The sequence below is a fragment of the Staphylococcus canis genome, from assembly GCF_016238445.1.
In the GTDB taxonomy this organism is placed as follows: domain Bacteria; phylum Bacillota; class Bacilli; order Staphylococcales; family Staphylococcaceae; genus Staphylococcus; species Staphylococcus canis.
Genome location: NZ_JABANU010000009.1, coordinates 1 through 21916, shown reverse-complemented (window position 1 = coordinate 21916; position 21916 = coordinate 1). Strand labels below are relative to the sequence as shown.

Below are 21916 nucleotides of genomic sequence, written 5' to 3'. Positions count from 1 at the left end.
TAGTCACCTCTAAGTTATTTTGTAATGATAGTCCCTATATCTTCACCTTGTACAGCACGTTTGATATTGCCCTCTTCTAGGATAGAGAATACCTTAAGTGGGATATTGTTATCCATACAGAAAGAAGAGGCAGTTGAGTCCATAACTTGTAATCCTTCTTTGAGTAAGTCAATATATGTGAGACGATCATATTTTTTAGCATTTGGATCAACTTTAGGATCAGCTGAATATACACCATCAACATTATTTTTACCCATTAATATCACGTCAGCTTCAACTTCAGCCGCACGTAATGCTGCAGTTGTATCTGTAGAGAAATAAGGATTACCAATACCTGCAGCAAAAATAACAACACGTTTCTTTTCTAAATGACGGATAGCACGACGACGAATATACGGTTCTGCAACTTGTTTCATTTCGATAGATGTTAAAACACGCGTGTCACAATCTAACTGTTCAAGGCTGTCTTGTAATGCTAATGCATTCATAACTGTTGCTAACATACCCATGTAGTCAGCAGTTCCTCGATCCATTCCTAAGTCACTACCCGTTTTACCTCGCCAAATGTTACCGCCACCAACAATTACAGCAATTTCTGTATCCATTTTGGCAACTTCAGCAACTTGTTGTGCAATACTTTTAATAATGATTGGATTAATTCCAAATCCTTTATCTCCTGCTAACGCTTCCCCACTAAGTTTCAAGACCACTCGCTTATAATTTGAAGTTTCAGTCATTATATTAACCTCTCTATTCATATTATGTAAAACAATACAATGAAAGAAGACACAATAAGCATCTTCCTCATCCATAGCTTCCATGTATTTCAACTGAAGCAGTTTTTAAGGGAGGACACGAAAGGTGTCTTCTTTCATCAATTACATTGTGTTAATTATTTCATTTGTCCTTTTACTTCATCAGCGAAGTTTTCTTCACGTTTTTCAAGACCTTCACCAACTTCGTAACGTACGAAGTCTACTAATTTACCACCTTTAGATTTAAGGAACTCTGCAACAGTTTGGTCTGGGTTTTTAACAAAGTCTTGGTCAACAGCACAAATTTCTTGTAAATATTTACGTAGACGACCTTCAACCATTTTTTCAACGATGTTTTCAGGTTTACCTTCGTTAAGTGCTTGTTGTTTTAAAACTTCTTTTTCGTGATTAATTTCTTCTTCACTTACTTGTTCTGAAGAAACATATTTAGGATTGATTGCTGCAATGTGCATAGCAACGTCTTTTGCAGCTTCTTCATCTGTTGTGCCTTCAACTACAGAAAGTACTGCAATACGACCACCCATGTGTAAGTATGCACCAAATGCATCATTGTCACCTTTAGTGCGAACTGCAAAACGACGAATGCTTAATTTTTCACCAATAGTTGAAATAGCTTCAGTCATGTGTTCTGAAACTGTTTTACCATTTGGTAATTTTGTTTCATTTAAAGCTTCAACAGATTCTGCTTTTGTCTCAAGGATTTGATTCGCAATTTCTTTTACAAGCTCTTGGAAACCTTCGTTACGAGCTACGAAGTCAGTTTCAGAGTTGATTTCAACGATGGCTGCTTCATTACCTTTAACTTCAACATGTGTAATACCTTCAGCAGCGATACGGTCTGCTTTTTTAGCAGCTTTTGCAATACCTTTTTCACGTAAATAGTCGATTGCTTTATCAATATCTCCATCAGTTGCTTCTAACGCTTTTTTACAATCCATCATACCAGCGCCAGTTTTTTCACGTAATTCTTTTACAAGTTTAGCTGAAATTGCCATTCATTATTCCTCCAATATCATTCGAGATTTATTTTAAAAAAAGGGATTGGGACATCATGATATTGTCCTATCCCCATAAAATCATTCGTATAAACTAAATTAAATTAGTTTGCTTCAGTTGTAGTTTCTTCTTCAGAAGTTGTAGCAGATTCAGAAGTTTCTTCTTCGTTTAAATCGATATTTTGTTCAGCTGCAACTTCATCGTTAGATACGCCTTGTTGACCTTCTAAAATCGCATCTGCCATTTTACCAGTTAATAATTTAACGGCACGAATAGCATCGTCGTTTGCTGGGATAACGTAATCAATTTCATCTGGATCACAGTTAGTGTCAACAATACCTACAATAGGAATGTTTAATTTGTGTGCTTCTGCAATTGCATTACGTTCTTTACGAGGGTCAACTACAAATAACGCATCTGGCATTGTTTTCATATCACGAATACCGCCTAAGAATTTGATTAAACGGTCGTATTCTTTTTTAAGTTCTACGACTTCTTTCTTAGGTAAAACGTCAAATGTTCCATCTTCTTCCATTTTTTCAATTTCAGAAATACGTTTGATTCGTTTAGAGATTGTTTTATAGTTTGTTAAGATACCACCTAACCATCTTTGGTTAACATAGAAGTGGCCAGCACGTTCAGCTTCTGCTTTTACAGACTCTTGTGCTTGTTTTTTTGTACCTACGAATAAGACTTTACCGCCTTCTTCAGATACTTGTTTAATGAAGTTATATGCTTCTTCAACTTTTTTCACTGTTTTTTGTAAGTCAATGATGTAGATACCATTTCTTTCAGTGAAAATGTATTTTTTCATTTTTGGGTTCCAACGGCGTGTTTGATGACCGAAGTGAACACCAGCTTCAAGTAATTGTTTCATTGAAATTACTGCCATGATTAAATCCTCCTAATGGTTTTTCCTCCATATTAACTTATATAAAAAACGATCAAGTTGTCGCACCATTTTATACTGTTGTTAATATGTGTGTTTTGGCTTTTCATAGCCGCATATAAATATATCATAATTCATATACAAATGCAATATCTATATTTTTATGCTTCTGAACGTTTAAGTGCATCTAAAAATGCAACTTTTTTCACTTTAATGAATGTTCCCTTCATACCAAGTGAACGTGATTCAATGACACCAGCACTTTCCAATTTACGTAATGCATTTACAATAACTGAACGTGTGATTCCAACTCTGTCAGCTACTTTAGAAGCGATAAGAAGTCCTTCAGTACCGCCTAATTCTTCAAAAATATGATCTATAGCTTCTTTTTCTGAATATGATAATGAATTAATTGCCATTGAAATCGCCGCTTTATCGCGAGCTTCAGATTCTATTTCAGAATGTTTTTCACGAAGAATTTCCATTCCAATTACAGTGGCTGCATATTCACCTAATACTAAATCATTATCATTAAAGTCATCAGATACACGTCCTAAAACTAAAGTACCAAGACGCTCTCCACCACCAATTATAGGAAAAATTGTTGTTTTTGAATTCTTGAATACATCTTTATTTTCTAATGGGAAAACAGATAAATCATCATCTATTTCAATATTTGAAGACGTTTCATATACATGCATTAATTTTTCCGTATATTCTTCTGGAATATGGCGGTCTTCTAACATTTGAATAACGCGCTCATTTTTCAACAATTCATTAAGGGAAGAACCTAAGATTTTACCTCGTCGCGAGACAATGAATACGTTAGTGATTGTTACTTTACTAATCGTTTGTGCAACATCTTTAAAATCAACGGATATTCCTTTATGTTTTTGTAATAAGCTACTTAATTCTCTAGTTTTCGATAATAAGCTCATGTCACTTCTCCTTTTTTTATAAGATAAATTCGCTTAAATCTTTATTAATTGATATTGATTTTAATTTACTATCCACGTATTGAGGTGTAATATCCACTGTGGCATGCGGCATATTAGGTGCCTCAAAAGATAAATCTTCTAGCATTTTTTCTAAAATTGTATGCAATCTTCTTGCACCAATATTATCTGTTTCTTGATTAACATGATGTGCCATTTCAGCTAATCTATGAATGGCCTCATCAGTAAAGTTCACAGTAACTTGTTCAGTTTGAAGTAATAATTCATATTGTTTGATTAATGAAAGTTTTGGTTCTTTTAGAATTCTTACAAAATCTTCAACTGTTAAACTTTGTAACTCGACTCGAATAGGGAATCTTCCTTGCAACTCAGGAATAAGATCGCTAGGTTTTGATACATGAAATGCACCAGCTCCAATAAACAACATATGTTCCGTACTCACAGTACCATATTTTGTTCTGATAACGCTACCTTCAAGAATAGGTAATATGTCTCTTTGTACACCTTGTCTTGACACATCCTGACCACTACTATTTTGGCTAGATGTAGCAACTTTGTCAATCTCATCTATGAAAATAATTCCCATTTGTTCAGCCAACTCTAGTGCTTCTTGATTTGCAGTTTCATGATCAATCATTTCATCTGCATAATCGTCAATTAAAATTTTTCTTGCTGTTTTAACAGGAACTTCTTTTTCCACTTTCTTTTTCGGCATCAATTGACTCATCATTTCTTGCATTTGTTCGTTTTGCTGAGTGCCCAACATTCCTAATGCACCCGGATCTTGCTCAACTTTTATTTTAACTTTTTCTTCCTCAAGTTCACCATTTAATAACTGACGCTTAATCTCCGAACGTTTTGTTTTAATTTCTTCAGTTGGCGGCTCCTCTTCTTCCTCTTCTTGTTGGCCAAAGTTTGGAAGCGTGCCACCAAATAGTGACTCAAGAGGATTTTGCTTTGTCTGATTCGCTTTTTTTCTCAAACTTGGCACCAATAATTTCACTAACTTATCATTTGCTTTTTGTGTTGCTTCATCTTTAACTTCTTCTTTTTTAGAATCCTTCACAAGTCTTACAGCAACATCTACTAGATCTCTTACCATACTTTCGACATCGCGACCTACATATCCAACTTCAGTAAATTTTGTCGCTTCAACCTTAATAAAAGGAGCACCTACTATTTTAGCCATTCGACGCGCTATTTCAGTTTTACCAACACCAGTTGGTCCCATCATTAAAATATTTTTAGGTGCTATTTCTTGCTTTGCATCATCGTCTAATAAACTGCGACGATATCTATTTCTTAAAGCAATTGCTACTTTCTTTTTAGCTTCATCTTGACCGATAATATATTCATCTAATTGAGACACAATATCTTTCGGTGTGAATTTGATAGCATTACGATCAACCATAAGAAACCTCCATTATAGTTCTTCTACAGTAATATGATTATTAGTAAAAACGCATATATCTGCAGCAACTTGTAAACTTTCATAAGCCATTTCACTCGCAGTCATATGTGGTGCATGACGTTTTAAAGCGCGACCAGCACTTAATGCATAATTGCCACCTGAACCAATCGCTATTAAATCATCATCCGGAGCTATTACTTCGCCCGTACCACTAACGACTAGAATGTGAGACTTATCCATCACAATAAGCATTGCCTCTAATTGACGAAGTTGCTTATCTCCTCTCCATTCTTTAGCAAGTTCGACTGCAGCTCTTTCTAAATTACCACTATATTGCTGTAATTTAGCTTCAAATTTTTCAAATAGTGTGAAAGCATCTGCAACACTGCCAGCAAACCCTGCTAAAACTTCTCCATTATACAGTTTACGTACTTTTTTAGCGGTTTGCTTCATAATAACTTGCTCACCTAGAGTCACTTGGCCATCACCAGCCATCGCTGCGCCACCATTATGACGTACAGCATAAATTGTAGTTGCATGTATTGATGAACTCATGAATATTTTACTCTCCTTTATGTGCACGAGGATGTGCGTTTAAATAAACTTGTCGAAGTTGTTGATTGGTAACATGCGTATATCGTCCAGTTGTAGACAAATTAACATGACCTAACAAGCTTTGGACTGTTCTTAAATCTGCGCCTTCATTTAGCATATGTGTCGCAAAAGTATGTCGCAATTTATGTGGATGAATTGCACCAACATTTGCTGTGCGTTTAACAATATCATTTAACACATACCGTACACCACGTTCAGTGATAGGCGCTCCTTTTAAATTCACAATTAAAAAAGGATGCGCTGCATTTTGAATAGGCGTAAACTCCTCGAGATACTTTTGTATACTTTTCCGACAGAATTCTCCAAAAGGAATAATACGTTCTTTGCTTCCTTTCCCCATGACCTTCAGATAACTCATTTCTAAATTAATATCTGACTTTTTTAAGGACACAAGTTCAGAAACTCGCATTCCAGTCGCATATAATAATTCAAGTATCACACTATCTCTCAGTCCCTTTTTTGCATCATTTTCAACAGTTTGAAAAAGCGCTTCCATCTCTTCAGTATAAAAAAATGTTGGTAAATAACGTTCTTTCTTAGGGTGTACAAGCTGAACAAACGGATTACTAATAGACGAATCTTCCGTCATCCAGTAAGCATAAAAACTGCGTAATGTTGAAATTTTTCTAGATACAGTTGTTCTTTGAAGCCCTAAATCGTATAGAGTTTGTAGATAATTCCTAGCATCTCGGTATTGAAATGTATCTAAAGTTAAATGTTCTTGCTTTAAAAATCGATTAAATTGTACTAAATCATCATGATACGCTTTTAAAGTATGTTCCGAGAAAAACCGTTCACGTTTCAATAGGTTTAAAAATTTAAGTTGGATATGTTCCAAAGTAAAAGACCCCTCCATCATTAATATTGTAGCATAATGATGAAGGGAACTGCATGAATTTCACATAGAATTTTCACAGTAATCAAAATTTTACTTATTTTGCCAATTAATTATTAATATTAAAGTGTCTTTTTGAAATGCTCTAAATATTCTAGTGCTCTATTAGCTAATAATTCATATCTTTCTTTCTTATCTTTAATGCGCTTCTCTAATGATGGCACTAAACCAAAATTCGCATTCATAGGTTGAAAGTTTTTATTGTTCGTTGCATGCGAAATATAATACGCCAAACTTCCAATCATTGTTTCTCTCGGGAACACAACAGGAGATTGCCCCATCATTTTGTGTGCTAAATTAATACCGGCTACCATGCCACTCGCTGCGCTTTCAACGTAGCCTTCTACACCTGTCATCTGACCAGCAAAGTATAAGTTTTCTCTATTTTTAAACTCATACGTCTCACTTAATACATCTGGTGAATTAATAAAAGTGTTTCGGTGCATAACGCCATAACGTACAATATCAACATTCTCTAAACCTGGTATCATCCGAATGACTTCTTTTTGAGCACCCCATTTTAAACGAGTTTGAAAACCAACAATATTATATAATGTGCCTGCTGCATCATCTTGTCTAAGTTGAACTACTGCATATGGACGCTTACCAGTTTTAGGATCCTCTAGCCCAACAGGCTTCATTGGACCAAATAGCAATGTCTTTGGCCCTCGACTTGCCATCACTTCAAACGGCATACATCCTTCAAAATACTTTTCTTTCTCAAAATCATTCATAGGAGCCACTTCCGCTGCCATAGCCGCTTCGTAAAAACGATTAAACTCTTCTTCTGTCATTGGACAATTCAAATACGCAGCTTCACCTTTATCATAACGTGATTTCAAATATACTTTATCCATATCAATTGAATCTTTTTCAATAATAGGTGCAGCAGCATCGTAGAAATAAAGTTGATTTTCTCCTGTTAAATCTACAACTTCTTTTGTTAGCGTTTCTGTTGTCAATGGACCAGTTGCAATAATAGTAGGTCCATCAGGAATTTTTGAAATTTCCTCATTTATCACTGTAATATTAGGATGATTTTTTAAGGTATCTGTAATATAACCAGAAAAGTCATGTCTATCTACAGCTAAAGCCCCACCAGCGGGCACACGTGCATGATCTGCTGCGGCTATAACGATAGAATTAAGACGTCTCATTTCTTCTTTTAAAACACCCACAGCGTTTGTTAAAGCATTGCCTCTTAAAGAGTTTGAACAAACTAGTTCAGCAAATTTATCCGTGTGGTGCGCTGGTGTTTGTTTTACTGGACGCATTTCATATAGGTTCACTTGTACGCCTCTCTCAGCTAATTGATAAGCTGCTTCTGAACCTGCTAAACCTGCTCCAACAACGTTTACAGTTGTCATTCACGTTTCTCCTTTCACATTCCATTTATTTTTGAACTTCTTCTTTATAGTCACAATTTGAACATATTACTTGAGATGAACGCCCTTTTTTATGATCAACTAAATAATGATTACATTTTGGACAATCTCGTCCAATTGGTTTATCCCATGAAATAAAGTCACATTCAGGATAATTAGAACAGCCATAAAAAATTCTATTTTTCTTAGATTTACGTTCAACTACATCGCCTTTTTGACATTTTGGACATGTCACACCAATTGGCTTAGTAATCGCTTTTGTATTACGACAATCCGGGAAATTAGAGCATGCCATAAACTTTCCATAACGTCCCATTTTGATAACCATTGGATGACCACATACTTCACAATCTTCTCCTGCTGCTTCATCTTTAATTTCAATTTTTTCCATTTCTTCTTCTGCACGTTTTACATTTTGTTTGAAACTATTATAGAAGTTATCCACTACCTTCTTCCAAGCGATGTCTCCATCTGCAATACTATCAAGTAGTGTCTCCATATTAACCGTAAAATCTACATCAATAATTTCAGGAAAATAATCTTTCACTTGTTCATGAACGATTTCGCCAAGTTCAGTCGGTACAAAACGTTTACTATCCATCTTGACGTAATTTCGTTTTTGAATTGTATCAATAGTAGGTGCGTATGTTGATGGTCGACCTATTTTAAGTTCTTCTAAAGTTTTAACTAAACGTGCTTCTGTATATCTTGGTGGTGGCTGCGTAAAGTGTTGTGCTGGTTCAATTTTGGTCGCCGTTACTTTATTTCCTACTTCTAATTCCGGAAGGCGATTTTCTTTTTCTTTAGATTTATCGTCTTTCGTTTCAACATACAATGTCATAAAACCTTTAAACTTAATCGTTTGACCATTTGCTCTAAATTTAATATCGTTTTGTGTTAAATCTACAGCTACAGTGTCTAAAATAGCAGGTGCCATTTGACTTGCAACAAAACGTTCCCAAATCAGTTTATAAAGACGATATTGATCACGTGATAGAAAATCTTTCATTTCAGCTGGTGTGCGATTCGTACTCGTAGGTCTAACAGCTTCATGAGCATCTTGATCGCCTTGCTTACCTTTACTTTCGCTTTTTGATAAATAGTCTGTACCGTATTCATTTTCTATAAATGCCTTAGCTTCTGCTTGTGCATCTTTAGAAATACGCGTAGAGTCTGTTCTCATGTATGTGATGAGCCCTACAGTACCCTTACGTTTTAAATCGATACCTTCATATAATTGTTGAGCAATCATCATTGTTTTTCGAGCTTTAAAGTTAAGTTTACGCGCTGCCTCTTGTTGAAGTGTTGATGTCGTAAAAGGCTTTGCAGGTTTTCTTGTTTTTTCCTTCTTATTTACATTCGTCACTTCAAATTGTGAATCATCAAGCGCATCAGTAATGACAGTAACGTCATCTTTATTTTTTAACGGAAATGGTTTGCCTTTATAATGAAGGAATTTACCATTGAATTTAGATTTTCCGTATCTGAATTCCCCTTCAATTGACCAATATTCTTCAGGTTTAAACTGTCGAATTTCGTTCTCTCTATCTATAATAAGACGGAGTGCCACTGACTGAACCCGTCCAGCTGATAAACCTTTTTTTACTTTTTTCCATAACACTGGTGAAATATTATAACCTACTAAACGGTCAACGATACGTCTCGCTTGTTGTGCATCGACGAGATTCATTTCAATATTTCGTGGTGTTTTAAAGCTATCTTTTACAGCATCTTTCGTAATCTCATTAAAAACTACTCTATTTTTTTGTGTATCATCTAATTCCAAAATGTTTGCTAAATGCCATGCAATCGCTTCACCTTCACGGTCAGGGTCACTTGCTAAGAATACTTTTTTAGCTTTTTTTGCATATCTTTTGAGTTCTTTCACAACCGGACCTTTTCCGCGAATTGTAATATATTTTGGTTCATAGTTTTGCTCCACATCTACGCCCATCTGACTACGTGGTAAATCTCTAACGTGTCCCATTGAAGCAATAACTTTATATTTTTTCCCCAAATACTTTTCTATTGTTTTAGCTTTTGCAGGCGATTCTACAATGACAAGATTATCTGCCAATGGAGTTACCCCCTTGCTTTTTCTGTTTTCAAAGATAAATGATAAACGGTTAATTTTAAGTTTGTCAATATTTTACAATCAATTCACAAATAAGTTAATCTTTTTTATTCATAATCTTTTAGAATATCAAATGCATTTAGTACAATTTCAGCACCTTCTTTTGCACGTATCAAGTTTCCTCTTGTATGTACGTCAAACATACGACCTGGTAATACATAGACATTGCGATTTTGTTCTAAAGCTTGATCCATTGTAATTAATGCTCCACTTCGTTCTTTAGCTTCTGTGACAAATAACCCTTTTGAAATACCGCTAATAATGCGATTTCGTTCTGGGAATCTGAATTTAGCAGGAGGTGTAGTTGGCGGATATTCACTAATCGTTAAGGAAGTTCTTTCAATTTGATCTCTTAATAATTTTGTAGTTTGTGGATAATGATAGGCATGACCAAAACCTAGTACGGCTATAGTAGGTAAATCATACGATAATGCATACTGATGTGCTAAAGCATCAGTTCCATGAGCTAAACCTGACACAATCACTAATTGTTGCGTCTTAAAGTAAGGAAATAGTTCTTCTAAACACTCATTGGTGTAGGACGTATGCGCGCGTGCTCCTACAATGCTTAACATACGAGAAGTTTTGTCCAAGAGTGAGATATCCCCTTTACAAAATAAAATATATGGTGCATCGTAAATTTGTTTTAATAATTGGGGGTAGTTTGATTGTGTGACATCTACGATCTTAATCTCATGATTTCGTAGATCGTTTCTAATTTGATTATAATTTAAAGTTATAAGCTTATCGAATTTCTTTTGAAAATGAATGTTTTGACTAAACCTTTGTCTAACTTTTTCAATATGTGTCAACGTATAAGGAGATTTAAATAGATCTGGACAATATGTCTCGATTTTTTGAATTTGTTGTGTTGTAAACCCAGCGTATAAAAGTAAAAGTAGGATTTTTTGCATCTTGATTGTCACCTCGTCATGATGTTTAGCAAATTATATAGTAGAATACAATATTATATGAAATTTCTCTAAAGGTCAATAACATATCAAGTTCAATTTGCCTATAAATCAATATCAAAAGCCTCTGTGTAGGCTATATATCTAGAGTTCTAGCAAACTAAAACTTAGATAACATAACTCAACACAGAGGCTTTAGCGTTTATCTCATTATTTTTTTACTGTTAATAATGACTCATAAATGCCTGCTTCTTTAGCAGCTTCAATTAATGTTACACCGATTTCTGAAGGTGTATCTGCAGTTTTTACTCCATTTTTATTTAATGTTTTAATTTTTTCTTCAGCAGTACCTTTACCACCTGAAATAATTGCGCCAGCATGACCCATACGTTTTCCTGGAGGTGCTGTTTGACCACCAATAAATCCAACTACAGGTTTATTCATATTTTTTTGAATCCACTCTGCCGCTTCTTCTTCAGCTGTTCCACCAATCTCACCAATCATTACAACAGCTTTAGTATCATCATCTTCGTTAAATGCTTTTAAGACATCGATAAAGTTTGTTCCATTTACCGGGTCACCGCCGATACCAACTGCTGTAGATTGACCGATTCCTTCTTCAGTTAACTGATGTACTGCTTCATAAGTTAATGTACCAGAACGTGATACTACACCTACATGACCTTTTTTATGGATATAACCAGGCATAATACCAATCTTAGTTTCATCAGAAGTAATTACACCAGGACAGTTTGGTCCAATTAAACGTGTTTTCTTATCTTCTAAATAACGTTTTACTTTAATCATATCAACAACCGGGATATGCTCAGTAATACAAATTGCTAAATCTAATTCAGCATCTGCACTTTCTAAAATCGCATCAGCAGCGAATGGTGCTGGTACGTAAATAACTGAAACATTTGCACCTGTTTCTTTTTTAGCTTCTTCTACTGTATTAAATACTGGTACACCTTCAACCACTTGTCCACCTTTTCCTGGTGTCACCCCAGCTACAATTTGAGTACCATATTCTAACATTTGTTTAGTATGGAAAAGGGCAGTTGACCCTGTAATCCCCTGTACGATAACTTTTGTATTTTTATCCACAAAAACACTCATTTTAGTTGTCCCATCCTTTCCTTACGCTTCGTTTACAAGTTTAACGATTTTTTGAGCACCTTCAGCCATTGTACTTGCTGGCTCAATTGCTAAACCTGAGTCTTTAAGAATTTGTTTACCTTCTTTAACATTAGTACCTTCTAAACGTACAACTAACGGCAATGTTAAGTCGACTTCTTCCACAGCTGCTACAATACCTTCAGCAATAATATCGTTACGCATAATTCCACCAAAAATATTTACAAAAATACCTTTAACGTTACTATCACCTAAGATAATTTTAAATGCTTCTGTTACTTTCTCCTTAGTTGCACCGCCACCTACGTCAAGGAAGTTTGCTGGTTTACCATTAAAATGATTGATTGTGTCCATTGTTGCCATTGCAAGACCTGCACCATTAACCATGCAACCGATGTTTCCATCTAATGCAATGTATGATAAATCATATTTTGATGCTTCAATTTCTTTTGGATCTTCTTCATCTAAGTCACGTAATTCTTGAATATCTTTATGACGGAATAACGCATTATCGTCAAAATTGATTTTTGAGTCAAGTGCTAAAACATTGCCATCGCCAGTTAAAACGAGCGGGTTAATTTCAACGATTGAACAATCTTTTTCAATAAATACGTTATATAAAGACATTAAAAACTTCACTGCTTTATTAACAGATTCTTTAGGAATATTGATGTTAAACGCAATACGACGTGCTTGATAAGGTGCTAAACCTACAACTGGATCAATTGTTTCTTTGAAGATTTTTTCAGGCGTTTTCGCTGCCACTTCTTCAATTTCAGTTCCACCTTCTTCAGATGCCATTAAAGTCACGCGATCTGTTGCACGGTCAATAACGAACCCAACATAATATTCTTTTTGAATATCTGCGCCTTCTTCAATGTATAAACGTTTAACTTCTTTACCTTCTGGGCCTGTTTGATGTGTTACTAACACTTTACCGAGTAGTTCATTCGCATAAGTTTCAACTTCTGATAAAGACTTAGCGATTTTAACACCACCAGCTTTTCCACGCCCCCCTGCGTGAATTTGTGCTTTTACAACATATACATCTGTGTCTAACTCTTTCGCTTTTTCTACTGCTTCTTCAGCTGAAAATGCAACACGCCCTTCTGGAACTGCTACGCCCATTGAGCGAAAAATTTCTTTTCCTTGGTACTCATGGATATTCATACTCCATCCTCCTGTTTCTTAAGGTTAAGTTCATCTCAATTATAAAAAATGTAAGCGTTATTGTAAACAGTTAGACATATAGATTATCTTTATTTATGAGTTTTATAATTAGATAAACATATGTTTTCAATGTGTTATATTAATGTTGTCATACAACCAATAAAGGAGTATCAATATGGAATTTAATCATTATCAAAAAGCGGCTCAACGTACGCTAAACACACAAAAAATGCAAAAAGAATTATTACAAATGGGCGCTTTAGGATTAAACGGAGAAGCTGGAGAAGTCGCTGATATAATCAAAAAACATTTTTATCATGAACATCCTTTAGATGTTGAGGCGTTAAAAAAAGAGCTCGGTGATGTATTATGGTATATTGCTACATGCGCAACAACATTGAACGTCTCGTTAGATGAAATTGCACAAATGAATATCGAAAAATTAGAAAAACGTTATCCTAATGGTTTTAACCCTGAAGATTCAAAAAATCGTAAAGACGAATAAAAATTAAAATCACAAATGTATATGCAAAACCTTAGTTATTTATAACGTTTACACCTAAAATAAAACTGTCGACAACAAATAACCGTGTCGACAGTTTTATAGAAACTTCATATTTTATTTGTCTGTATGAAATTTAACTTGGGTATCGTCGTCCATTGGAACACTAATAATTTTTTGTTCGTCATCAGAAGATTCAACAGAAAAATTATGTTCTTTTAACAGACGAATTAAGTCCATTTGAGATGTTTCCTCAACAGAAACATTTAAATTATCCTCAATTTTTTTCTTAATATCGTTTAATTTTTGCTCGTCTTCAGTAATTTCAACTTCTTTTTCTTCAAAGTGAACAAGTACTTTATATAACTTTTCTAATGTTTCGTCCATGTATTATGATATTCCTTTCTTTTGGAAGTATAGTTCTAGTAAAACATAAATAAAAGGAATTGCAAATATTTTAATGTTATATCATCAGAATGAAAGCGGATAGTTTATTCCTTATATTTTGATTTAATAGGTTCAAAAGTTTTTCTATGAATCGGCGTAATGCCAAAGTGATCTAAACCTTCAAGGTGTTTTTTCGTACCATAACCAGCATTTTGTGCAAAATCATAGCCGGGATAGATTTGATCATACTCTTTCATCTTTTGATCTCGATAAACTTTAGCAATGATACTTGCTGCAGCAATTGAAACACTCGAGGCATCACCCTTAGTGATTGATTGTTGAGGTGCATGTATTTTGTCAAGTAACATCGCATCAATTAGGAAATGTGTAGGTTTAATACTCAATCCTTCAACTGCACGATACATTGCAAGTTGTGTAGCGTTATATATATTTAATGCATCAATCTCTTCTGGTGTCGCAATGCCAATATGCCAAGCTTTTACGTTATTCCTTAGATTAGTACTTAACGTAGTACGCTTTTGAACTGATAATTGTTTAGAATCATTAATGCCTAAATACTGATGATCATCGTTTAAAATCACTGCACACGCAACTACAGGTCCTGCAAGTGGTCCACGTCCTACCTCGTCAATACCACAAATTAAAGCTTCTGGTGTTTGATTTAAGATATCATTCTCATATTGTGACATCATTTCATATTGTTTTTCTAATTGTTCCTGTTTTTCAATTTGCTTTAATCTACTTTTAAATGCTTGCTGTACACCTTTTCTAGAGTCCTGAGCTAAGGGGTGAGTGGCTAAAGCTTCTTTAGTAGTAATGAGTGCTAGCTCCGCTTTAATCTCTTTTATCGTTTTATGCATCATAAATCTCTCATTTCGTGATATAAATCAAAACAGTAAGTGCCTATTTTAGCGTTACGTATATCATTAATGACCAGCTCAATGACTGCTTCATAGTCCACTTCGTTGCCTCTTTGAATGAGACCTCTTTTACGTCCAATCGCATCAAACCATTCTAACGGTTCAGAATCAGGTTCAACTTCTATTTTATAAAAGTTCTTTAAGCCTTCATAATCTTGTTGTATTAAAAAATTCAATCCATAAAGCGCAACTTCATCCAAATGCACAATACTATCTTTAATCGCACCCGTTAAACTTAATTTTTTCCCTACCGTTTGGTCCTCAAATTTAGGCCACAATATTCCAGGTGTGTCTAATAGTTGTAACGATTTACCAACTTTAATCCATTGCTGTTGTTTTGTTACACCTGGTTTGTTCCCTGTTTGAGTGATGGCACGATTCGCTAACTTATTAATGAGTGTAGATTTACCAACGTTTGGGATACCTACAATCATTGCGCGGATTGCTCTTGGTTTTAACCCCTTAGCTTGTTCACGCTCAAATTTTTCTTTCGTTACCTCGATTGCAGCATTTTCGACTTGTTTCAGCCCTTTACCATGTTTAGCATCAACAGCCACAGGCATTGCACCTTTTTCTTTAAAAAAAGCATACCATTTTTGCATTTCATTTAAATTAGACATATCTTTTTTATTTAAAATAACAACACGTGGCTTATGTTGAATGACTTCATCAATCATAGGGTTTCTTGAACTAAAAGGAATTCTTGCATCGACAAGTTCAAATACGACATCCACCTTTTTTAACTGCTCAGATACTTCCCTTTTAGCTTTAGCCATGTGTCCTGGATACCATTGTATTACCATTTATACATCACCTTTCTTCTCATTACTAACTTCTAAATATTAACGATTTAACACTACAATGTGATATATTGAATGTAGTTTTTAGTTCTTGAAAATACGCTTTAAACATTCTAGAATTATTACACTTCATTGATGATGAGACGATATTCATTTGCATCGATGAATAGTCTTTTAAACGATAAAGCATAATATTGAAGGTGGGTTCTTTTTTTGATAAGTTCAAAAACATTTTTCGAAGTAATTCGCTTCGTCATTGTAGGCGGTATTAATACAGTCAATTATTATATCGTTTATTTGATATTATTAAAACTATTACATGTCCATTATTTAATCAGTCATATCACTGGATTTATAGTTGCGCTTTTCATTTCTTATTTTTTATCATGTTATTTCGTTTATCATGTCAAGCCAACATTAAAAAAATTCTTAGCTTTTCCATTAACTCAAGTAGTCAACATGTCTGTTCAATTCGTGCTACTTTATATTTTTGTAGAGTTTCTTCATATTGATGATACATTAGCACCCTTTGCAGGATTGGTTGTTACCATTCCAATCACATATTTATTATCTAAATTTATTTTGAAAGATCGTTAAATATTAAGTAATTAAAGGTGAATGATATCTTATGAAACGTTTCAATCAATCTATGATCATAATGATAACTTCATGTATTTTGGCACTTGTTGGTCATGCTTACATCATTTTTCGATTTATTAAAGACGGATTACTATTTACTGGACCTAATGATGGTATTGAGCAAATGGTACCGATACAAATGTATCTCTATCAAAAATGGTCTGAAGGTACTTTTTTCTATGCCTCTGATTTCGGTTTAGGCGGAGATTTTTTTACAGACTTATCTTATTACTTTAGTACTAATATTTTATTTATCTTAAACGCACTTATCATAGGTGTATTTGCAAAATTAAAGTTGGTCAATACGCATGACCTCATGTTTTGGATGACAAATGCATTAGTCATATCAGTAATTAAATCTGCTTTAGTGATTATGGCAACATACTTATATGCGAAGTCAATTAAGCTTAATAAAAATGTGGCGATGCTTTTCGCATTTCTGTTTGCTTCATCGCCACTTTATTATCGATTTACAGTGTATTGGCCTTTTTTTAGTGATATTTTTATTTTATTACCACTTTTATTTTTCAGTATTGAAAGATATTTTAAAACTGGTAAAATTGGTTTCTTTATTGTTATTACAGCTATATCATTTATTAATAATTTTTATTTTGCATACTATCAAGTACTTGCAGGACTGATTTATTTTGCTATACGCATGATTTGGAAACATCACGATGATATTTTAAAGAAATCATACGTACTTTGGACATTATCTATTGGTGCTGTTTTAGGCGTTGGTTGTAGTTTATTTGTATTCTTCCATAGTGCAAGTAGCTTCATCCATAACCAACGTATCCCTTATTCAACTAAAATTCCGATTTTCGAATCATTAGATCACAATACAAATATTTTCTACGACAACTATTTAATTGTCATTTTATATATCGTAATCCAAGCATTACTCAGCTTTAAACTCTATCGCCATTTCTTTTTTAGATTATTTGCGATTTTGTCTATTTTAGCGATTGTTTCAGCATTTATCCCATATGTTGATTCAGTTTTTAATGGATTTTCCGCCCCACAAAAGCGTTGGCATTATTTACTTGCTTTTGCAACAAGTGGGCTTATTGCTTGTTATGTGCAACATTTCTTTAGTCTTTCAAAGCTCTATTACATATTAACTGCTATTCCAGGGATATTAGTAGTTACTGTAAGTGCAGTTTGGTACCAAAATTTTGTCATATGGCTTTTATGGATACCAATAGTATTTTTAACAGGTCTCTTGATACTTCACATTAAGGCATCAGCGCTCAGTTATTCTAGAACAACGTTACAAAGTGTCTTCGGAATAAGTATCAGTGTACTTATGGTACTCGTGTCAATTGTTTTTACAAAAAATCAAATTTTCCATGAGGACCATGAAAATCGTGGTAATCGTGATTATATTAATAAAAGTTTGTATAATACACCACTTCAAAATACACTTGTTCAGCAAATGAAACATTCCAAAGACCAAACTGAACGTATCGATTGGCGTGTAAATGAACAAGACAACACGCCAATGTATCAAAATTTTAAAGGATTGAGTTTATATTCAAGTATTTTTAATGATGAACTAATCAAATTGTATTATGACCATCTTATGATTAATTTAAAAGAAGAGTCTGTGAGTCGTTATCAATCTACGGGTGGTCGCGCCAATATAGCAAGCCTGCTATCAGTTAGATACCAAATGCTCAAAAACTATCAAGACAATTTACCTGAACATTTTAAACTGATTCAAAAATCAGGACAATATCGTATTTACGAAAATGAACAAGTCTTGCCAGCTGTACGAGTGACTAACCAATACTATAATAGTAAAGATTTAAAAACACCTATTGATAGAGAGCATGCAATGATTGACGGCGTAATCTTAGACCATAAAGGTAAACCTTATCAAGATATCGCACCGAATTTAATAAAAGACATTGATATAAGCACAGTAAATGCGAAATGGACGCATTCAGATGTTCTACAAACAACCCAATCTAAACGAAGCGGTGTAATATTAAAACTACCTGAAGCATTGCAAAATACGTATAAAGACTTTTATGTCACACTTTATGCTAAGCGGGGAGCACCAGATAGTAATAGTACAATATCTATAAACGGCTACCAAAACCATCGTTTATTTAATACATCCAAGTACAAAACTGGACAGAACTTTTTGCTGTATCGAACAAAACCTGATCAGAATGGCAATATAAATATTAATGTCTCGCCACATGGGCCATATCACTTTAAAGTTTTAGGTGTATATGGTGAAGACTACCAAACACTTGAGAAAGCAGATAAACAAAAGCATTTCAAATATGATGAAAAGCATTCCAATATCGACATCACCTTGCAACACCATTCAGGGGGTATGGCAGTTATTAATATACCATATCGTTCTGGATTTAAAGCGACGGTTGATGGTAAGTCAGTAACACCTCAAAAGGTCAATTATTTTATGACAGGAATACCAGTATCAAACAATGCAAAAAACATTCATATTACCTATCGTCCGCCCTATTTTTATACAATGATTTTTGTCTCATTATGTTGTGTAGTTTTAAGTGTTTTATATAGACAATGGCTTGTAAAACGAATCCGTACTATGAAAGAGTGAAATTAATTGAAACATTTATTGCGAAAATATAAATTAAATAAATATATTAAACTATTGATTATGGCTCTAGCCGTTGGAGCGATTGTCTACATCCCTGTATTATATCGATTTTTGATTGATGGCATTATTTACAGTGGAAATGGTGATGGTTTTAAACAAATGATGCCTTTTCAAATGTTTTTGTATGAACATTTTAGCCAAATGTATTCTTTGTATGATGTCTCATTTGGCTTAGGTGGTGATTATTTTACAGATTTAGCTTATTATTATGCTACATCACCAATTATGTATCTTAACTTCCTATTTGTGGCTTTAAGTGAGGGATTATTACATACTGATCCCTCACATATTGAATTTTGGCCAGGCAATCAAATTTTCATTGCTTACATTAAATGTGTGATTGTATTTTTAGTAACATATGGTATGTTACGGGAATTTAAATTGCGTGGTAAATCACGATTTTTAGGTGCATTTTTGTATAGTGCATCAACCGTTTTATACTATTTTAACTTTACGTGGTCATTTTTTGGGGACATCATGATCTATTTACCATTATCCATTTGGGGGATGGAGCGTTTTTTTAAACGTGGTAAAATCGGGCTCTTTATTTTTTCAATAGCAATTACGTTATTTTCTAACTTTTATTTTAGCTATTATGAAATGATAGGTTTAAGTGCATATTTAGTCTATCGCTTAATCTTTAAGCACCCTGATGACATCGTTAAGCGTATACATAAACTTTTATTCTTGATTCCTGCAGCTATAATCAGTCTGTGTATTGGTTCGTTTGGATTTCTGACTGGTGTGAAGTCATTCTTAAATAATGACCGTCAATCAAATGATGTATTTATCTCACCCATCATTGATTTTTCTCAAAAATACCATATTTTTACAAATGGTTTTTATATTACCTTAAGTTTTGTTGTACTAGTGGCACTGTTTAGTTTTAAGCTATATCGTTACTATGCTTTTAAAATGTTCGCAATCCTGACTTGGATTTTATTAATTGCATCATTTTCACCTTATTTTGATAGTCTATTTAATGGTTTTTCTTTTCCACAACGAAGATGGGTATATATACTTGCGCTAACCTCAAGTATACTCATCGCTTTATGGTTTAAACATCTTTCTGAACTCACATGGAAAGATTATCGTTTATCTATATTACCAGTCATTGTACTGTTAATTCTAACTGCATTCACATCAAGAGGCGCAATGTGGTGGATGATCGCGTCAATTTTAATACTGATTGTGATAGGTTTTTACATCTATCAGCAACATTCATTCATGAAACCTATATCAAACGTCATCGTTGGACTTTTTGTGATTCAACAATTTGTTTTACTAATAAATTATCATCACAATAATATTGCGCCTTATCAATCAAAACTGAGTGATATGCATGCTCCAGATTACCATAGTCCAAAACTTCAACAGGATATGAATCAAATCAAAAAGCAACAACAACCGTTAGAGCGTATCGATTACATGAGCTCTTATGCGGTCAATTCTGCCATGATTTATCATTATAACGGTCTCGCACTTTATTCTAGTATTTTTGACGGTGCTATACTTAATTATTATGATAAATTAATGCAAATCAATATGGAGTATGATAGTAATAGTACTTATCGCTTATTAGGTGACCGCGCAAATCTTTATGCACTCTGGGGTGTAACGGATCGCATTAAAGAAAAACCTGATACTTTACTACCTTATGGAATGAAACATGTAGGAACTATTCAAGACAACACAACCCGTTTGGATCATTCTAAAAATACAATAGAGTACCCAAGCGCTCACCTTACGTCTAAAGTCTTTCATCCAGATCAACTTAAATCACCTTTAGACCGTGAGCAAGCTATGTTACAAGGCGTTGTAAGTGATGCATTTTCGTCTAACCAATCCTTTCAACCGAATAAAAACTTGCTGAACCAGACAACTATTACAACACATCATGCTAAGCGGTTCGGTAATAAACTTAATGTACTTGAGGATGACGGAGGATTAGAAATCCATATTCCAAAACGCTATCAACAAAAGTATAAAGACCTTTATCTTGAAATGGATATTGAATTGTTAGCACCAAATCAACCACATTATCTAAAAGTTAATGATTTTTATCAACGCCGCACTAAGTTAGATTATGCATATCGTCGTTTCATTACTCCTGTTACGATTCGTGTACCGATTGATGAAACAATGCGCATTCAACTCAAAAAAGGGACCTACCGTGCTCAATTGAAGGGATTATATGGTGAAAACTACCAAACTTTACAGACAGCGAAAAAAGAGGTCACACCGGTCAAAATGGTTACAACGAAAAACTCAATTAAAGCTAGCGTCACACCTAAAGCGAAAAGTTACCTTGTGCTACCTATACCTTATAGAGATGGATTAGTGGCCTATGTAGACCAAAAACCACGTCCTGTACAAAAAGGGAATGGTTTGATGAGTGTCATTCCTGTTAATAAAGGTGATTCGAACGTCGTAATAAAATATCATATTCCACAGTTTTGGCTTTTCATTGGTATCACAATATTTGGTATTATAGCTGCATTGATTTATCGCCGCTTCTTATATCAAAAGCTAATGAAATCATCCCAAAAATTAAAATAACGACTCACTTCATATCAAATAACACAAGAAAGGGGCTGGGACATAAATACAGCTCCAAAAGAACCCCGCTAAGATTCCAAATTGGATTTTAGCGGGGTTCTTTATATAATTTACACATATTGTTTCAAAAAAATAAAGCCCTCACTTATAATAAGAG

Annotated in this window: 19 protein-coding genes; 4 read left to right on the top strand and 15 right to left on the bottom strand. The window is 34.1% G+C overall.

Annotated elements, in window-relative coordinates:
- Positions 1 to 14 precede the first annotated feature (14 nt).
- From pyrH to sucC, 12 genes are all read right to left on the bottom strand, one after another.
- Positions 15 to 737 (bottom strand): UMP kinase, encoded by a 723-nt coding sequence (gene pyrH / locus HHH54_RS04680; protein WP_198617684.1) that lies wholly within the window; start codon positions 735 to 737, stop codon positions 15 to 17.
- Positions 738 to 892: 155 nt separating this feature from the next.
- On the bottom strand, positions 893 to 1771 hold the full coding sequence (tsf, locus tag HHH54_RS04675; protein ID WP_198617683.1) for a translation elongation factor Ts: 879 nt from the start codon (positions 1769 to 1771) through the stop codon (positions 893 to 895).
- 104 nt (positions 1772 to 1875) lie between these two features.
- Positions 1876 to 2664, bottom strand: coding sequence for a 30S ribosomal protein S2 (gene rpsB, locus HHH54_RS04670; protein WP_198617682.1), 789 nt, complete (start codon positions 2662 to 2664; stop codon positions 1876 to 1878).
- A 158-nt stretch (positions 2665 to 2822) separates the two neighbouring features.
- Positions 2823 to 3599, bottom strand: a complete 777-nt coding sequence (gene codY / locus HHH54_RS04665; RefSeq protein ID WP_198617681.1) for a GTP-sensing pleiotropic transcriptional regulator CodY — start codon at positions 3597 to 3599, stop codon at positions 2823 to 2825.
- A 16-nt stretch (positions 3600 to 3615) separates the two neighbouring features.
- Positions 3616 to 5028, bottom strand: a complete 1413-nt coding sequence (gene hslU, locus HHH54_RS04660) for an ATP-dependent protease ATPase subunit HslU (RefSeq protein ID WP_198617680.1) — start codon at positions 5026 to 5028, stop codon at positions 3616 to 3618.
- Positions 5029 to 5040: 12 nt separating this feature from the next.
- Positions 5041 to 5583 (bottom strand): ATP-dependent protease subunit HslV, encoded by a 543-nt coding sequence (gene hslV / locus HHH54_RS04655; RefSeq protein WP_198617679.1) that lies wholly within the window; start codon positions 5581 to 5583, stop codon positions 5041 to 5043.
- 7 nt (positions 5584 to 5590) lie between these two features.
- The gene (gene xerC / locus HHH54_RS04650; RefSeq protein ID WP_432813793.1) at positions 5591 to 6502 is read right to left on the bottom strand and encodes a tyrosine recombinase XerC; all 912 of its coding nucleotides are present in this window, start codon (positions 6500 to 6502) and stop codon (positions 5591 to 5593) included.
- A gap of 98 nt (positions 6503 to 6600) precedes the next feature.
- A complete protein-coding gene (trmFO, locus tag HHH54_RS04645) occupies positions 6601 to 7905 on the bottom strand; it encodes an FADH(2)-oxidizing methylenetetrahydrofolate--tRNA-(uracil(54)-C(5))-methyltransferase TrmFO (RefSeq protein ID WP_198617677.1) in 1305 nt (434 codons plus the stop codon).
- Between the two features lie 25 nt (positions 7906 to 7930).
- Positions 7931 to 10000 carry a type I DNA topoisomerase gene (gene topA / locus HHH54_RS04640; RefSeq protein ID WP_198617676.1) on the bottom strand — a complete coding sequence of 690 codons (2070 nt, stop codon included), beginning with the start codon at positions 9998 to 10000 and terminating at the stop codon, positions 7931 to 7933.
- A gap of 104 nt (positions 10001 to 10104) precedes the next feature.
- On the bottom strand, positions 10105 to 10971 hold the full coding sequence (gene dprA / locus HHH54_RS04635) for a DNA-processing protein DprA (RefSeq protein ID WP_198617675.1): 867 nt from the start codon (positions 10969 to 10971) through the stop codon (positions 10105 to 10107).
- Between the two features lie 207 nt (positions 10972 to 11178).
- Entirely contained in the window at positions 11179 to 12087 is a 909-nt protein-coding gene (sucD, locus tag HHH54_RS04630) for a succinate--CoA ligase subunit alpha (protein ID WP_198617674.1), read from the bottom strand.
- A 21-nt stretch (positions 12088 to 12108) separates the two neighbouring features.
- Positions 12109 to 13275, bottom strand: coding sequence for an ADP-forming succinate--CoA ligase subunit beta (gene sucC, locus HHH54_RS04625; protein WP_198617673.1), 1167 nt, complete (start codon positions 13273 to 13275; stop codon positions 12109 to 12111).
- A gap of 175 nt (positions 13276 to 13450) precedes the next feature.
- Here sucC and HHH54_RS04620 point away from each other — a divergent pair, with 175 nt between their 5' ends.
- Positions 13451 to 13780: a nucleoside triphosphate pyrophosphohydrolase family protein gene (locus HHH54_RS04620; RefSeq protein WP_198617672.1), complete on the top strand. Its 330-nt coding sequence runs from the start codon at positions 13451 to 13453 to the stop codon at positions 13778 to 13780.
- A 114-nt stretch (positions 13781 to 13894) separates the two neighbouring features.
- Here HHH54_RS04620 and HHH54_RS04615 read toward each other — a convergent pair whose 3' ends face one another.
- The 3 genes from HHH54_RS04615 to ylqF form a co-directional block, all read right to left on the bottom strand.
- Positions 13895 to 14164: a hypothetical protein gene (locus HHH54_RS04615; RefSeq protein WP_198617671.1), complete on the bottom strand. Its 270-nt coding sequence runs from the start codon at positions 14162 to 14164 to the stop codon at positions 13895 to 13897.
- A gap of 104 nt (positions 14165 to 14268) precedes the next feature.
- Positions 14269 to 15045 carry a ribonuclease HII gene (rnhB, locus tag HHH54_RS04610; protein WP_198617670.1) on the bottom strand — a complete coding sequence of 259 codons (777 nt, stop codon included), beginning with the start codon at positions 15043 to 15045 and terminating at the stop codon, positions 14269 to 14271.
- Positions 15045 to 15908, bottom strand: coding sequence for a ribosome biogenesis GTPase YlqF (ylqF, locus tag HHH54_RS04605; protein WP_198617669.1), 864 nt, complete (start codon positions 15906 to 15908; stop codon positions 15045 to 15047). Before ylqF ends, rnhB begins: the two co-directional genes overlap by 1 nt.
- Before the next feature lie 210 nt (positions 15909 to 16118).
- Here ylqF and HHH54_RS04600 point away from each other — a divergent pair, with 210 nt between their 5' ends.
- Genes HHH54_RS04600 through HHH54_RS04590 form a run of 3 tightly spaced genes read left to right on the top strand, consistent with a single transcriptional unit; the run spans position 16119 to position 21759 of the window.
- Positions 16119 to 16502, top strand: a complete 384-nt coding sequence (locus HHH54_RS04600) for a GtrA family protein (protein ID WP_198617668.1) — start codon at positions 16119 to 16121, stop codon at positions 16500 to 16502.
- A gap of 31 nt (positions 16503 to 16533) precedes the next feature.
- A complete protein-coding gene (locus HHH54_RS04595) occupies positions 16534 to 19140 on the top strand; it encodes a YfhO family protein (RefSeq protein ID WP_198617667.1) in 2607 nt (868 codons plus the stop codon).
- Between the two features lie 6 nt (positions 19141 to 19146).
- Complete coding sequence (locus HHH54_RS04590; protein WP_198617666.1) at positions 19147 to 21759, top strand: YfhO family protein; 2613 nt, start codon at positions 19147 to 19149, stop codon at positions 21757 to 21759.
- The last annotated feature ends 157 nt before the right edge of the window (positions 21760 to 21916 follow it).